The following is a 13,189-nucleotide window of genomic DNA, read 5'->3' on the forward strand; positions in this document are numbered from 1 at the left end:
TGCCTGTGGCTGGGCACCCCGGGGCGAGCGCGGGCTCCTCGATTGCCTGGGGGAGCGCTCGCGGCGCGCTCAGCGGCGCCACGGCGGCGCGACGCGGAGCCGGGTGAGGCGGCCGGCCTTGACGACCGCGAAGCGCACGCGCTCCTCGTCCCGGAGCTTCGCCCGGATCTCGTAGGCGCCGTCCTTGGGCGCGAGCGGCAGCTTGACGCTGCCGGAGCCGACCTTCCGCCCGTCCACGAAGAGCGTGTCGCCCGCGCCAGCGATCACCTCCAGCATGCCCTGCCCCTCGGGCACCTTGTGCTCGGCGGCCAGCGGCAGATCCTCGGGGAGCACGGGGTTGGCCGTCGTCTCGCCGATCGGCCCGGCGGCCGGCGTGGCGGCGACCGACGCCGCGACCACGCCCGACGAGCCAGCGACCGCAGGCACGGCAGCGCCGAGCGGGGCAGCGGTCGCGGGCTCCGCGGCCGGCGGGCTCGGCTGGTCGGAGGGCGGCGAGGCGCCCTGCAGCTCGTGATCGCGCGACAACCGCGCGGCGACCGCGAAGACGAACGCCGCCACCGCGAAGAGGACCCACATCGTCATGCGGTTGTCGCGGGCGGGCGGCTGCGGCGTCGGCACGTAGGCCGACGGCCGGCGCACGCGGCGCGGCGTGGGCGACTCGTCGACGGCGGGCGCCGGGGCGGGGGCCGCGAGCCGCGCGGCGGGCGGCGCCGAGGGGACCTTGAGCGCCACGGGCGCCGGCGCCTCGACGACGGGGGGCGGCGGGAGCGAGCCCAGCGTCAGCAGCCGCTCGGGCTTCGGGTACTCCAGCGCGGGCAGCGTGGCCTCCGGCCTGCGGGGCGCGGGCGCCACGCCGGGCACGGCCGGCGTCACGCCCGCCAGCGCAGCGGCGTCCATCTGGGGGCTGCGCGCCGCGCGCACGCTGACCACATCGCCTTGAAACTCGGCGAGATCGCTCGGAACTCGTGCGCTGACCAGCGCGCTGGAGAGCGCCCTCGCCTCCTCCTCGCCCGCGCTCGCGAACGCCGTGTCCTCGTCCTCGCCGTCCACGGACAGCACGGGGATCGACATGGCCGAGCCCGGCCCCGACACCACCGAGCTCGGCGCCGCCGAGCCGCGCGCCGGCAGGGTCGATCGCGGCGCCACCGAGCCGGGCACCACCGTGAGCTGGTCGTCGGTGAGCTCGACCGACGCGCGCGACGACGCGGCGGCGACGTCGCCGGCGAGCTCCGGCGGCAGCGCCGCGACCGGGGCGGCCCGCTCCGGGAGGCGCCGCACGCCGCGGAGCGTCTCCTCCTCGTAGGCCACGGCGGGGGCGAGCAGGTCCTCTCCCTCGCGGCCGATCACCCTGCGCACGCCGCCGCGCGCCGCGACGTCGTTCAGCACGTCCTCGACGAGGCTCGCGGCGAACTCCCCCGAGGTGATCACCGATCGCGGCGACGTCCCCCGGGCGAGCGCTCTCAGGAGCGAGCGCGCCGGCTCGGGCGTCGCGTCGGCGGTCGCGCCCATTCCCTCCAGGTCGAGGACGACGCGCTCGACCTGCATCAACGGCGGCCCGTGGAACAGCCGCTGGGCGGCCCGGGCCGCTGCGATCGCGGGCAGGATCTGCTCCGCGAGCGTCCCCTCGAACCCGGGGCGCGGCGGCGCCGCGAGCTCGCTCTCCGGCGCAGGCGTCACGACGAAGCGGCCGGAGCCGACGCCGAGGAGCGCCGCGAGCACGGAGGGGCCACGGTGGAACGTCCCGTCCTGCGCCGTCCGCGTCGCGCCGGCGGGGCGGCCGTCCTTGAGCAGCACCTCGTAGAGGAACGCGGCGTCCCGGACCGACACGAGCGCGTCGGGCCGGTGCGCGCACGAGAGCGACAGCAGCGTCCGCGTCGTCATGCCGTCGAGCCGCCCGCGGACCTCGCCGCCCGTCGCGATGCGCTCCGCCACGCGCCGCCTGCCCCGCAGGACCTCGTGCACCCGCTGGACGAACGCCGCGGCGCTCTCCTCCTTGCGAAGGTAGCCGTCGGCCTGGGCGCCGAGCTCGCGGAGCCGCTGGAGCAGGTCCTCCTTCCAGGAGAGCAGGATGACCGGCACGTCGCGCAGCGCGACGTCGCGCTTGAGCGCACGGCAGAGGGCGAAGCCGTCGAGCCGCGGCATCAGCACGTCGCTCACGACCAGGTCCGGCGTCGTCTGGTACGCGAGGTCGAGCGCCCGCGCGCCGTCGTGCGCCTCGTGCACGTTCGCGCCCGCGGCCCGGAGCACGCCGGCGAGGAACCACGTCACCGCCGGATCGTCGTCCGCCACCACGATGTCGAGGGCGTCGAGCGCCGCGTCGCCTGGCGCCGCGCTCGATGCGATCGACGCGCTGATCGTGCGCGCCGGCGACTTCGCGCGGATCTCGCTGTGCAGCCGCGAGCGCTCGCCCTCGGGCGTGCTCGGCGCGACCATCCACGGGGCGAGCGGCAGCGCGCCCTCCGGCCCGTTCGGCGAGAACCGCACGCCGCCCTGCGAGCGGATCGTCACGAGATCGCGGATGCGCGCCACCGCGCCCCAGAGCGCCGCGAGGACCTCGGCGCCGTCGCCGAGATCCACGTTCGCCCCGCGGCTCCTCGGCTCGGCGGCGTCGCAGAGGCCGCGGCGAAGCTCCTCCGCAAGGCGCGCCCCGAGCTCGTCGAGGTTGACGGCCCCGAACGGCCCGCGCACAGCGCGCGCGGTTTCAGCGCGCACGCCGGCCACCGCTGCCTCCGCGGCGGCGCGCCGGAGCGCGTCCGGCGACACGGGCTTCGGCAGCGCACGCGCGGCGCCGAGCGCCACGTAGGGGGCCGCGTCCTCCGGCCGCACGAAGCGGCCGACGGCGACGACGGGGACCAGGTCGGTCAGCGGATCGGCGGCCAGCGCCTCCGCCAGCCCGCGCGCGCCCGGCATGTCCGCGTCGAGCAGGACCAGATCCGGAGCGAAGGCCCGCGCGAGATCGATCGCCGTCTCCACGTCGTCGGTCCGCTCCACCTCGAACGACGGCCCGACGTCGGCGCTCGCCGAGTCGAGCGCCTCGGCGAGCGGCGCGGCGCCCACGACGAGGACGGTGATCGGCGCGTCGATCGACGCGGCCAACGCGGCCTCCGGCGCCTCGGCGGGGGGCGCCTGCTCCACGCCGCGCGTCGAGGACGCGCGCGCTTCCTCTTCATCGTCGAGCGAGAGCGGCTCGGGGGCGAGCGCGCGGCCGTTGCTCACGGTCGCGATCCACGTCGTGGCCTGGCCCTTGGCCGCAGCCGCGCCCGTGGCTTCCGGCCGCGCGCTGGCGCTGCGTGCGTTCGGCTGATCCGCGGCAGCGCGCGCGCGGGGCGGCGCCGACGCCTGCTCGAGCGGCGCGGCGGCGCGCGCGGGGGGCGGCGCCGGCGCCTGCTCGCCCATGGCCGACTGCCCCCAGGCCAGGGCGGGCAGCTCCTCGAGCAGCTTCCGCAGGGCCGCCGCGGCCTCGCCGCTGAGCCGCGCGCCGTTCGCTGCGGCGAGCTGCGACTCCCCTTCGGCGAGCCGCTCGGCGACGCGCACGAAGCGCAGGAGGCGCGCCCCCGCGCCGAGCGAGTGCAGGCGCCGCTTCAGCTCCTCGACGAGCCGCGGCGCATCGCCGTCTGCCTCGATCCGCCGGACCATCTCGCGGAGCTCCGCCACGCGGCGACCCAGGTTCGCCACGAACTCGGCGCGCGCTCCGCCCAGCCGCTCGTGCCGAGCCTCGCTCGCTGCATTGCTGCGCGGCCCCGCGTGCTCCACTGCCCTCGATCCTACGCCCATTGGCGGTCCCGTATCACAGGAGGATCGGACACCCGAACTTCTCGGCGATCGAGCCCCCGCGCTCGTGTCTTCCGACCGCGCGCCGGCGCCCCCGGGTCACCTCACGGCGGCCCCAGCTCGGCGGCGATCTGCTCCCGGACCCACGCGCCAGCGGCGCGCGTGCCGAGCGTCCCGCCCACATCGACCGTGCACATCCCCTGGTCGAGCGCCTGGGAGACCCAGCGCTCGATGCGGCGCTCTTCCTCGGGCCACCCGAGGTGAGCGAGCAGCAGCCCCGCGGTGAGCATCGCCGCGAACGGGTTCGCGATGTCCTTGCCGGCGAGCGGCGGCGCCGACCCGTGCACCGGCTCGAACAGCGCGACCCGCGCCGGATCGGACGCGTGCACGTTCGCGCTCGCCGCCATGCCGAGCCCCCCCTGCAGCGCCGCGCCGAGATCGGTCACGATGTCGCCGAACAGGTTGTTCGTCACGATCACCTGGAATTGCCCGGGATCCTGGATGACGTACAGGCAGAGGGCGTCCACGTAGACGTGGTTCGACTGGATCTCCGGATACTGGGCGCGCACCTCGTGGAAGACGCGCAGCCAGAGCTCGTGCGCGTGCCGCATCGCGTTCGACTTGTCCGCCATCGTGACCCGCGTCCGGCCGTTGGCGCGCGCGTAGTCGAAGGCCGCGCGGATGATCCGCTCGACGCCCTTCCTCGTATTTACGTCCTCATTGATCGCGACCTCGTCGGGGGTGCCGCGTTTGAACTGCCCTCCCATCCCGACGTAGATCCCCTCGGTGTTCTCGCGGAACACGACGAAGTCGATGTCCTTCGCCGTGCGCCCTTTGAGCGGCACCAGCCGGTCCGACAGTACGCGGACGGGCCTCACGTTGGCGTAGAGGTCGTAGCCGAAGCGCATGCCGAAGAGGATGTCGCGCGCGTGCTCCAGGTTGGGCACACGGGGATCACCCAGGGCGCCGAGGAGCACCGCCGAGCATTCGCGCTGGATGGCGATCTGGATCTGGTTCGGGAAGGTCGTCCCGTCGCGCAGGTACCGGTCGGCGCCGAGATCGAGCTCCCAGAGGTCGATCGGCAGCCCTGCTCGCGCCTGGTAGAGCTCGAGCAGGAGCTTCGCCTCGGCGATGACGGACGGGCCGATGCCGTCACCGCCGATGATCGCGATTTTCTTCTTCTTTTTGGCTGTCACGAGGTCGCGCTCCCGGTCAGCCGAGCGCGCGTTCGACCGGCACGTACTCCAGCCGGTGGGCCGCCGCGACGGGGCCGTAGGTCACGTGGCCGCCATGGGTATTGATCCCGAGGGCGACGGCCCTGTCGACCTTGGCCGCGGCGACGATGCCCTGGTTGGCGATCGCCACCGCGTAGCCGATCGTCGTGTTCGTGAGCGCCCAGGTGCTCGTGTGCGACACCGCGCCTGGCATGTTGGCGACGCAGTAGTGAACGACCCCGTGCACCTCGTAGGTCGGGTTGTCGTGCGTCGTCGGGCGGCACGTCGCGATGCACCCCCCCTGATCCACGGCGACGTCGACGACGACCGTCCCTTTCTCCATGCGTCGGATGAGCTCTTCGGTCACGAGCTGGGGCGCCTTGGCGCCGGGCACGAGCACCGCGCCGACCACGAGATCGGCGCGCTCGCACATCGTCTCGATGTTCTCCGCGTTGGAGTAGAGCGTCTCGATCGCGCCCCCGAACACGTCTTCGAGGTAGCTCATCGTCTCGGCGCGGACATCGAGCACGGTGACCTGCGCCCCCATCCCGACCGCGATGGTCGCTGCGTTCCGGCCGACCACGCCGCCGCCGAGGATCACCACCCGGCCGCGCCGCGTCCCCGGCACGCCGCCGAGGAGCACGCCCTTGCCGCCCCGCTCCTTCTCCAGGCACGAGGCGCCGACCTGAACCGCCATCCTGCCGGCCACCTCGCTCATCGGCCGCAGCAGCGGCAGCGAGCCGTCCTCGTACTGGATGGTCTCGTACGCGATGCCGGTCACGCCTCGCTTGGCGAGCTCCCGGGTGAGATCCGGCTCGGCGGCCAGGTGCAAGTAGGTGTAGAGGAGGAGACCCTGGCGAAAGTGGCCGTACTCGGCGGGGAGCGGCTCCTTCACCTTCACGACCATGTCGGCGCTCCACGCTTCCGCTGCCGACCTGGCGATGAGTGCGCCCGCGCGACCGTAGGCTTCGTCGGAGATCCCGCTGCCTTCGCCGGCGCCAGACTCCACGAGGACCTTGTGCCCGTGCCCGACCAGGGCCCGGACTCCCGCGGGGGTCATGCCGACGCGGTACTCACGTGTCTTGATCTCTTTGGGGACTCCGATAAGCACGATCGCGCTCCTCTCCTCGCCGGACTGCTGAAGCGAGGCGTGTGCGACGATAGCAGAAACCTGCCCTCGCAACGCCGTGAGCTGCGGAGTCAAACGCCGGTTTCTGAGGCGAGAAACCCGGAAGATCCGTTCTGAAGCTACGTGTTCGTCGGCCGGTCACACGCCCGCGGCGGCTTCAAGCGCGGCGCGGACGAGCAGCGTGATCTGTCCCGGCGAGGCGAGATCGAGCGATCCCATCATGGCCTCTGCGTCGAGCAGCAGGAGCTCCAGGGCCTCGCAGTGCGCCGCCAGCGCGTCCTCCCCGCCATCGCCGAGCCGGACGACCGCGGCCGCGCCGTGCAGGGCGAGCGGCCAGGCTGGCGCGAAGCTCTCCTCGATGGGGAGGCCGACCAGGGCGAGCTCGACGCCATCGCCGAGCCGGATCACGCCGAGCGGCCTCGGGATCGCCGCCTGCGGCGGAGGCTCGGCGGGGACGATGGCGTCTCCGATGCGGCGGACCGCATGAGAGAGCGTCGCCATACGGCGCGTGCTCGCGGCGATGACGAGGTGGGGCGGCGGCGCGAAGCCCGGCCGGGCCAGGCGGGTCACCAGGGACCGGAGGACCGGAAGGTGCTCCGACGGCGCGAACGGCGTCGTGAGGTCGGCGAGCGAGATGCGGCGGATCTTCCCGGAGGCCGTCAGCTCCATCAGGACCTCGAGGATCAGGAGATCCGGCCCGCTGATCTCGTCGAGCAGCTCGTCGAGGTTGTGCGGCATCTGGAGCAGCGCCGTCAGCTTCTCGGCCACGGCCGCGCGCTCCGCCGGCTCCCCGAGGGGCGCCGGCGGCGACGTCGTCGGGCTGCGCAGCGCCTCGATCCGGAACGCGGCCGGCTCCGCCGCGCGGAGCGTGGGCGGCGGCGGCATCGACCCGACGCGGTTGCCCTTCACGTCGCTGGCCGGCATCGGCGCGGCGGTGAAGTCGGGCACCGAGGTCATGGCGCTCGCCAGGGGTGCGGCGCTCGCCCGGTCCGCCGCGGCGCTGTCGCCGAAGGTCGGGTCGACGCTGAACGTCTCGTGGTCCGGGAGCGGGGACAGGTCGAGATCGTCGCTCGCGGGCTCGGTCACCAGGAAGGCCTCACCGGCCGGCGCGAGCTCGGCTCGCCGGCGCTGGACCTCGTCGACCTGGCGGAGCGCTTCCATCAGGAGGCGCGAGGTCGGGGCCATGATGCGGCGCACGCTCGCCGGTTCGCCGGGTGAGAACGCGAAGTGTCCGTCCCGCTCGCCGAGCAGCCGGTAAAGCGCCTTCTCCCCTTCGAGGCGGCGGTAGACGGCATCGATCACCTCCCCTGCCGAGAGCCGGAGCTCCCCTGCCCCGGTCGGCGTGGTGATGCCGAGGATGCCGCTCCGGCGGTTCATCGCGAGCAGCTGGAGCAGGTCGACGAGCGGGACCTGCTGGAGGTCGCCGCGGATCTCCTGCGGCACCGTCGGCTTGGAGCCGCGCGGCGATGCCTCGGTGATCCGCGAGACGATGTGATCGACGTCGCCCCGCAGGACCTCGTCGAAGCCCAGATCACCCTCGTCGCCGTCGACGAGAAAGAGGATCGGGGTATCGGCGAGGTCGGGGACGGCGGCGAACGCGTCCGCGAGCGCGTTGTCCTCGTCGAGCGCCCTGGCGGCGAGCACGACGTCGGGCCGGCGCTTGAACGCCTGCTCCACGGCTTCGAACGCGCCGTTCGCGTTGGTCACGGTGAGACCACGCGCCCTGAGCGCCGACGCGAGCGCGCCGAGCGCGTCCACGTCCGAATCAACCAACAGCACCCTGCGAGACACTGGATCGGCGCCCTCCGAGTCAGCCGAAGACCCGCAGCCCGGCCGCGCGGCCGAGCCGCTCGGCGAGGAAGTCCGCGAGCAGCGGATCGGCGGCGTGGATACCCTTCACGAACCCCCCCTGATTACGCCCGACCAGGGCATACGCGCCGTGCTCCGCGAGGACACAGAGCGCCTCGATGTCGTCGCACCCTGGCGAGGAGCGGAGGTCGACGGTGTGCACCACCACGTCGTCGCGCGCCGAGGCCAGCAGCGCCTTGACCTGCGCTCCCAGGCTCAGCCCGTCGTGGTGAGCGACCAGCAGGAACACCGCGCCCCCGCGGAGCGCGTTCCTGACGACCGACGTCGCGAGCAGGATCGTATCGGACACCGACAGATCGAGCGCGCGGGGCGCCGAGATCGCGGAAGCCCCGCCGGGCGCGGGGGGCTCCCGGACGAGGAGGCTGACGATCTCGCCGATGTTCCGCCGATCCTGAGGGACGCGGTGGACGATCGAGGATTTGGTGGCGTCGGCGCGCCGCCGGGCGATGCGGAGCAGCTGAGCGAGGCTCTGGCCGTCATGGGGGAAGGTGGCGACCCCGACGAGCAGCCCCTTCGGCAGGTACCCGGCCCGCTTCTCGCTCTCGGCGACGTGCGAGAGCATCCGTCGATGGCAGGCGTGGGCCTCCAGGGCGGCCGTCTCGGGCATGAGCAGGTGGAACTCGTTCTCGTCGACGCGGGCCAGGATGTCGGTGTCGCGCACGGCGCGGAGCAAGTGCTCGACGACCTGACCCGGGTTGTGCGTGTTCGCAGGGGGCGCTGGCGTAACCCTCCAGAAGTCGCCTGGGCGCTCCGGTGCGGCCGCCCCATCCGGCTCGATCACGATGGTCGCGATCGTGAACCGGCGGCCGTACCGCCTGGCCTTGTCGATCTCCCGGCCGGCGACGTCGACGTAGTAGGCGAACGAGTAGGCGCTCGACGCCGGATCCTTCATCGCGGCGCCGCCCGTCGAGCGCTCTCGTTCGCCGAGGAGGGCAAGCGCCGTCGTCGCCTGCGTGGCGAGCAGCTTGACGAGGCCGTCGAGGAGCGGGGCGCGCCGCGGGGTCGAGGCCGCGCTGTCCGGGCGCCTGACCGAAGGGAACGCGGAGCTGCGGCCGGGCTCCTTCTGGAGAAGGAGATGCCCTGCGGCGAGCTTGCGGAGCGCCAGCGGGACGACGATGAGCTGCTCGCGCCGGGCGAAATCGAGGATGTCGGTCTCGGTCCCGTAGGCGGGCGCGCGGTCGAGCGGACCCATCGCCGCGGCGCGGACCAGCTCGCTGGAGCGTTCTCCGGCGGCCAGGTAGACGGCGGCTGCCGCCGCGCCCGTCGCCTCGACGAACACCTCGGCGAGCTGCTGGGCCGCTGCGTTGCGGTCGCGCGCATCGGCGAGCTCGGCCACGCGGGCGATCCACCCGGCAGCGCGCGCGCTGCGCGCGGCTTCCTGCTCGAGCTGCACCCGAAGAGCCCGCTCGGCGAAGCGCACGCGCACCGAGCCGACCGCGTTCAGCACCTCGTCCCCGCCGAGCGGCAGCAGGAAGAGCCCGGCGCCGCCGAGCGCGACCGCATGGGCGCCCGCCTCGAGCTCCGCCCTCGTCGCCAGCGCGAAGACGGTGGCCTCGGACGCGAGGGCCTTCAGGTGGTGGACCATGGCGAGGCCGGCCCCGTCCCCGAGCCCGACATCGATGAAGGCGATGTCGGGCGCGGCGGTCTCGGCGAGGACGATCCCCTCGGCGAGATCGCCGGCGAGCATCAGCTCATCGGACGTGATGACCCGCGAGAACAGGGTGCGGGTCGCCTCGTCGGCGATGACGGCGAGCACCTTGAGCGAGAACTCGTGGGCCGGCGCCCGGCCAGGACTCCAGACCCCCTCGAGCGAGGCGGTCACGCGATCACCACCTCGCCCGAGAACGCCCGGCGCGCCGGGCCTTGCATGAGCAGCTCCAGGGATCCGGGGGCCACGGTGATGCGGAGCGAGCCCCCCGGCAGCGCCAGGCGGAGAGGGGCTCCGTACGGCGCGCGGCCCTGCGCGCACGCCGCGGCCGCTGCGGCGCAGGCGCCCGTTCCGCACGCCAGCGTGCGGCCCACCCCGCGCTCCCAGACGGTCACGTCGATGCGCGCGGCCTCGCCGTGCTCGGCCGGTCGAACGCGGCAGAACTCGACGTTGACGCCCTCGGCGGGCGTGGTCGCGACGATCGGCCCGAGCTCATCGATCGCGTCCTCCGTGTAGGGATCGAACGTCACCGCGTGCGGGTTGCCGACGTCGACGCTGGCGAACCGGTGCTCCGCGCCGAGCGCTGTGACGACGAGCGTCTCGCCCATGCGGGCCCGACCCATGCCGACGAGCACGTCGAACCGATCGCCCGCCCGTGTGACCTCGCACCGCTTGTCGCCGGCGTCGGTCGCGATGGTGAGCGCCTTCTGGGGGGTCCCGCGGGAGACGAGGTAGGCCGCGACGCAGCGGATCCCGTTGCCGCACATCTCGGGGCGGCTCCCGTCGGCGTTCCAGACCTGCATGCGCGGCTGCTCGCGCTCGATCACGAGCACGCCGTCGGCGCCGATGCCGAACCGCCTGTCGCACAGGCGCCGCGCCGCCTCGGCGGTCATCGGGACGGCCTCGACCAGGATGAAGTCGTTGCCAAGACCTTCCCACTTCTCGAACCGGACGACGTTTTCCTTCATCGCTTCGCCCCGGCGAGCCGCTTTCGCGCCTCGACTTCCTTGAGCCCTCGGACGGCGACGACCTTGCTCCTGCCGCTCGCGCCGAGGGCTATCTGGACATCGCTCTGGCGCACGTCGAGCGCGCGCGAGAGCAGCTTGATGAGCTCCGCGTTGGCGGCGCCCTCCACGGGCGGCGCGGTCAACGACACGTCGAGCGCCGCCTCGCGCACCCCGACGATGGCCGAGCGCGACGACTTCGGGCGCACCTGGACCGAGATGCGGACGCCTTCGGCGCGCTCGGTGATCGCGAGGCGACTCCACTCGCCGACGGCGCCGCTCTCCTCGGGTTTGCTCATCTGGCCGGCGGCATCGTAGCGTATCTGGAGCTCACGCGTGGTTCCCGCGAGCCGCGGTGATGTCGCTCTTCGGACGGCGACGGCCATCGCGAATTTGCCGGTCGGCGGCCTGACCCGCTACTCTTTTCGCCCCGGCCGTGGGTCGGCTCGCGCAGTACGATCCGGCAGGTCGACTTGCATCAGCGGCTCTCGTTGTTCGCTGCTGATGTTCATTTCCGCGGTGGAGGCGTTGGACATGACTGATGAAGGAGAAGGGTCCGTGAACGCAACGCCCAGCCTCGCGAGGAGGTTGTGCGCGCTCGCGCTGCTCGCGACGTCGGGTGGCTTGCTCGGGTCTGCATGCGCCGACAACGAGAGCAGCCTGTTCATCCGCATGCGGATGGCAGAGACGGGGGACTGCACCGTGAGCTGCGGTCCCAGCGAACCGTTCTGGACCGAGGACGCGGTGGACTCGGCCTATGCGGGCAGCCACAGCGCGATGCTGCTGGTGGGCAACCAGATCGTGGAGCGCGGCGACCCCGACGTCCTCCGGACGGAGACATCCCGCGTCCAGCTCTACGAGGCCGAGGTCCGTGTCGCCGACATCGAGGGCAACGACGTGACGCCGGGCTACGTCGTTCCGATCACCGGCACGGTCGACCCGGGCTCGTCCGGCGACCCCGGCTACAACTGCAGCGAGGTCCTCCTGATCGACGGCGCCACGATGGACACCCTGCGCGCGCAGGCCGCGCAGCTCCGGCGCGATATCCAGGTGTGGGCGACGGTGGTGCTGCGCGGCAGGACGCTGGGCGGCCAGGAGGTCGAGACCACGGAGTGGACCTACCCCGTCAGGGTCTGCTTCGCCTGCAGCCGGTGCGTCGACACGTCGCCGCCGGACTGCTGCTACAGCTCCGCGAACGAGGAGTGCGAGGACGCCAAGGAGCTCGAGGGTGCCTGCCCTGGCGCCCGGGGCCCTCAGGACTGCCGCGACCTCGGTCAGCCCTGCGCCGATCACATCGCAAGCTTCGGCCTGTAGAGCGCTCCCCAGCAGGCGCCGGCTCGAGCCGCCGTCACGGCGCCATCGAGGCGCTGGCTCGATCCGCCGTCACGGTGCCATCGAGGCGCCGGATCGAGCCGCCGTCACGGCGCCGGTTTGGCGCGGCGCACCGGGGCTGCTTCGGGTGACGGCCCTTTCGCGGCCTCGAAGAGGTAGACGAACGGAAGGGCGAGCAGCGCGAGATCGAGCTGCGCCGCGAGGACGACCGCGGTCTCCTTCGAGCCGCCGAGCCCGAACCGCACCTGGGCGAGCAGCCCTGTGCTCATCCCGTAGCGCGAGTGGAAGTTGTAGCTGCGTCCACCCCAGAAGATGGCGGCGGCGATCCCTGGCTCCACGCCGCGGGCGTCCTCGCTCCACCGGCCGTAGGCGCCGGTGGAGAGGACCAGCGGGAACGCGTCGTGGATGGGCGCGAGCACGGAGATGCCCGCGCCGGTCTGGATCTCATCGAACGCGTGGGTGAGCACCTCGGCGTAGGGACCGACGCCGAAGTCGTCGTTGGCAGCGCGGCCGAACAGGACGTCTCCGCGCAGCCCGACGTGGAAGACCGTCGAGTCCCACAGCTGCCGATCGAGGCCGACGCCGGCAACGCCAACGGTGACGCCGGCGCTCGCCTGGGGCTCGGCGCGGGCTGTGCCGTGGAGGAGAACGGCTCCGAGGAGCGCGGCAACCAAGGCAGCTGGGCGGCCCGCGGTGGCCATGATGGATCGATGCTACAGGGCGCTCGCGAGGAGCGCGCCTGAATTCTGCTGCACGGAGCCTGCGCCCCGCCTGAGCGTGTCCTGAGTTCGTCTTCGATGCGTCGCGTCCGTCGCGGGTGAGTCCCTCCGTTCGCACCGCGCAGCCCGCCCTGCGCGCCCGCTAGCGTTCATGGTAGCGTCCGGGGGCCATGGCGCGACGCACAGTGCAGCTACGGGTAGGAGGTCAGACCTACCGCGTGGTGACGTCCGCGAGCGACGAAGAGCTCCAGCGGCTCGCCGCGGTCGTCGATCAGAAGCTCGCTACCGTTGTGCCCGCCGGCCGCGCCGTGACCCCCCAGGCCATGTTGCTCGCCGCCATCGCGCTCGCGCACGATCTCGAGCAGGAGCGGACCCGGGCGTCGGCGATCGCGGGGCGCGCTCGGGACGCCTTTGGCCGTATCCTGCAGCGGGTCGACGCGGTCCTCGGCGCCGCTCCGGAGTCGCCCTCGTCCAGCGGAGCGAACGACAGCACCCGCTGAGCT

10 protein-coding genes are annotated in these 13,189 nt (G+C 73.3%); 2 read left to right on the forward strand and 8 right to left on the reverse strand.

Going from position 1 to position 13,189, the window contains the following annotated elements; translation table 11 throughout:
* Positions 1 to 69: 69 nt before the first annotated feature.
* From WME79_RS44570 to WME79_RS44600, 7 genes are all read right to left on the reverse strand, one after another.
* Positions 70 to 3,753, reverse strand: a complete 3,684-nt coding sequence (locus tag WME79_RS44570) for a response regulator (protein WP_437528176.1) — start codon at positions 3,751 to 3,753, stop codon at positions 70 to 72.
* Between the two features lie 122 nt (positions 3,754 to 3,875).
* Positions 3,876 to 4,967 (reverse strand): isocitrate/isopropylmalate dehydrogenase family protein, encoded by a 1,092-nt coding sequence (locus WME79_RS44575; protein ID WP_437528178.1) that lies wholly within the window; start codon positions 4,965 to 4,967, stop codon positions 3,876 to 3,878.
* Between the two features lie 16 nt (positions 4,968 to 4,983).
* Positions 4,984 to 6,096, reverse strand: a complete 1,113-nt coding sequence (ald, locus tag WME79_RS44580; RefSeq protein WP_437528179.1) for an alanine dehydrogenase — start codon at positions 6,094 to 6,096, stop codon at positions 4,984 to 4,986.
* 156 nt (positions 6,097 to 6,252) lie between these two features.
* A complete protein-coding gene (locus WME79_RS44585; protein ID WP_437528181.1) occupies positions 6,253 to 7,872 on the reverse strand; it encodes a DUF4388 domain-containing protein in 1,620 nt (539 codons plus the stop codon).
* A 52-nt stretch (positions 7,873 to 7,924) separates the two neighbouring features.
* On the reverse strand, positions 7,925 to 9,805 hold the full coding sequence (locus WME79_RS44590; RefSeq protein WP_437528183.1) for a diguanylate cyclase domain-containing protein: 1,881 nt from the start codon (positions 9,803 to 9,805) through the stop codon (positions 7,925 to 7,927).
* The gene (dapF, locus tag WME79_RS44595; RefSeq protein ID WP_437528185.1) at positions 9,802 to 10,599 is read right to left on the reverse strand and encodes a diaminopimelate epimerase; all 798 of its coding nucleotides are present in this window, start codon (positions 10,597 to 10,599) and stop codon (positions 9,802 to 9,804) included. Before dapF ends, WME79_RS44590 begins: the two co-directional genes overlap by 4 nt.
* Positions 10,596 to 10,934 (reverse strand): DUF167 domain-containing protein, encoded by a 339-nt coding sequence (locus WME79_RS44600; RefSeq protein WP_437528187.1) that lies wholly within the window; start codon positions 10,932 to 10,934, stop codon positions 10,596 to 10,598. The genes dapF and WME79_RS44600 overlap by 4 nt, the downstream gene beginning before the upstream one ends.
* 259 nt (positions 10,935 to 11,193) lie before the next feature.
* On the opposite strand from WME79_RS44600, the gene WME79_RS44605 reads away from it, so the two are divergent.
* Positions 11,194 to 11,949, forward strand: coding sequence for a hypothetical protein (locus WME79_RS44605; RefSeq protein WP_437528189.1), 756 nt, complete (start codon positions 11,194 to 11,196; stop codon positions 11,947 to 11,949).
* A gap of 104 nt (positions 11,950 to 12,053) precedes the next feature.
* Here the strand turns inward: WME79_RS44605 and WME79_RS44610 are convergent, their stop codons facing one another.
* Positions 12,054 to 12,668 (reverse strand): hypothetical protein, encoded by a 615-nt coding sequence (locus tag WME79_RS44610; protein ID WP_437528191.1) that lies wholly within the window; start codon positions 12,666 to 12,668, stop codon positions 12,054 to 12,056.
* A 188-nt stretch (positions 12,669 to 12,856) separates the two neighbouring features.
* Between WME79_RS44610 and zapA the strand changes: the two genes are divergently transcribed.
* Entirely contained in the window at positions 12,857 to 13,186 is a 330-nt protein-coding gene (gene zapA, locus WME79_RS44615) for a cell division protein ZapA (protein ID WP_437528193.1), read from the forward strand.
* Positions 13,187 to 13,189 lie beyond the last annotated feature (3 nt).

It is taken from the genome of Sorangium sp. So ce726, from assembly GCF_051521405.1.
In the GTDB taxonomy this organism is placed as follows: domain Bacteria; phylum Myxococcota_A; class Polyangia; order Polyangiales; family Polyangiaceae; genus Sorangium.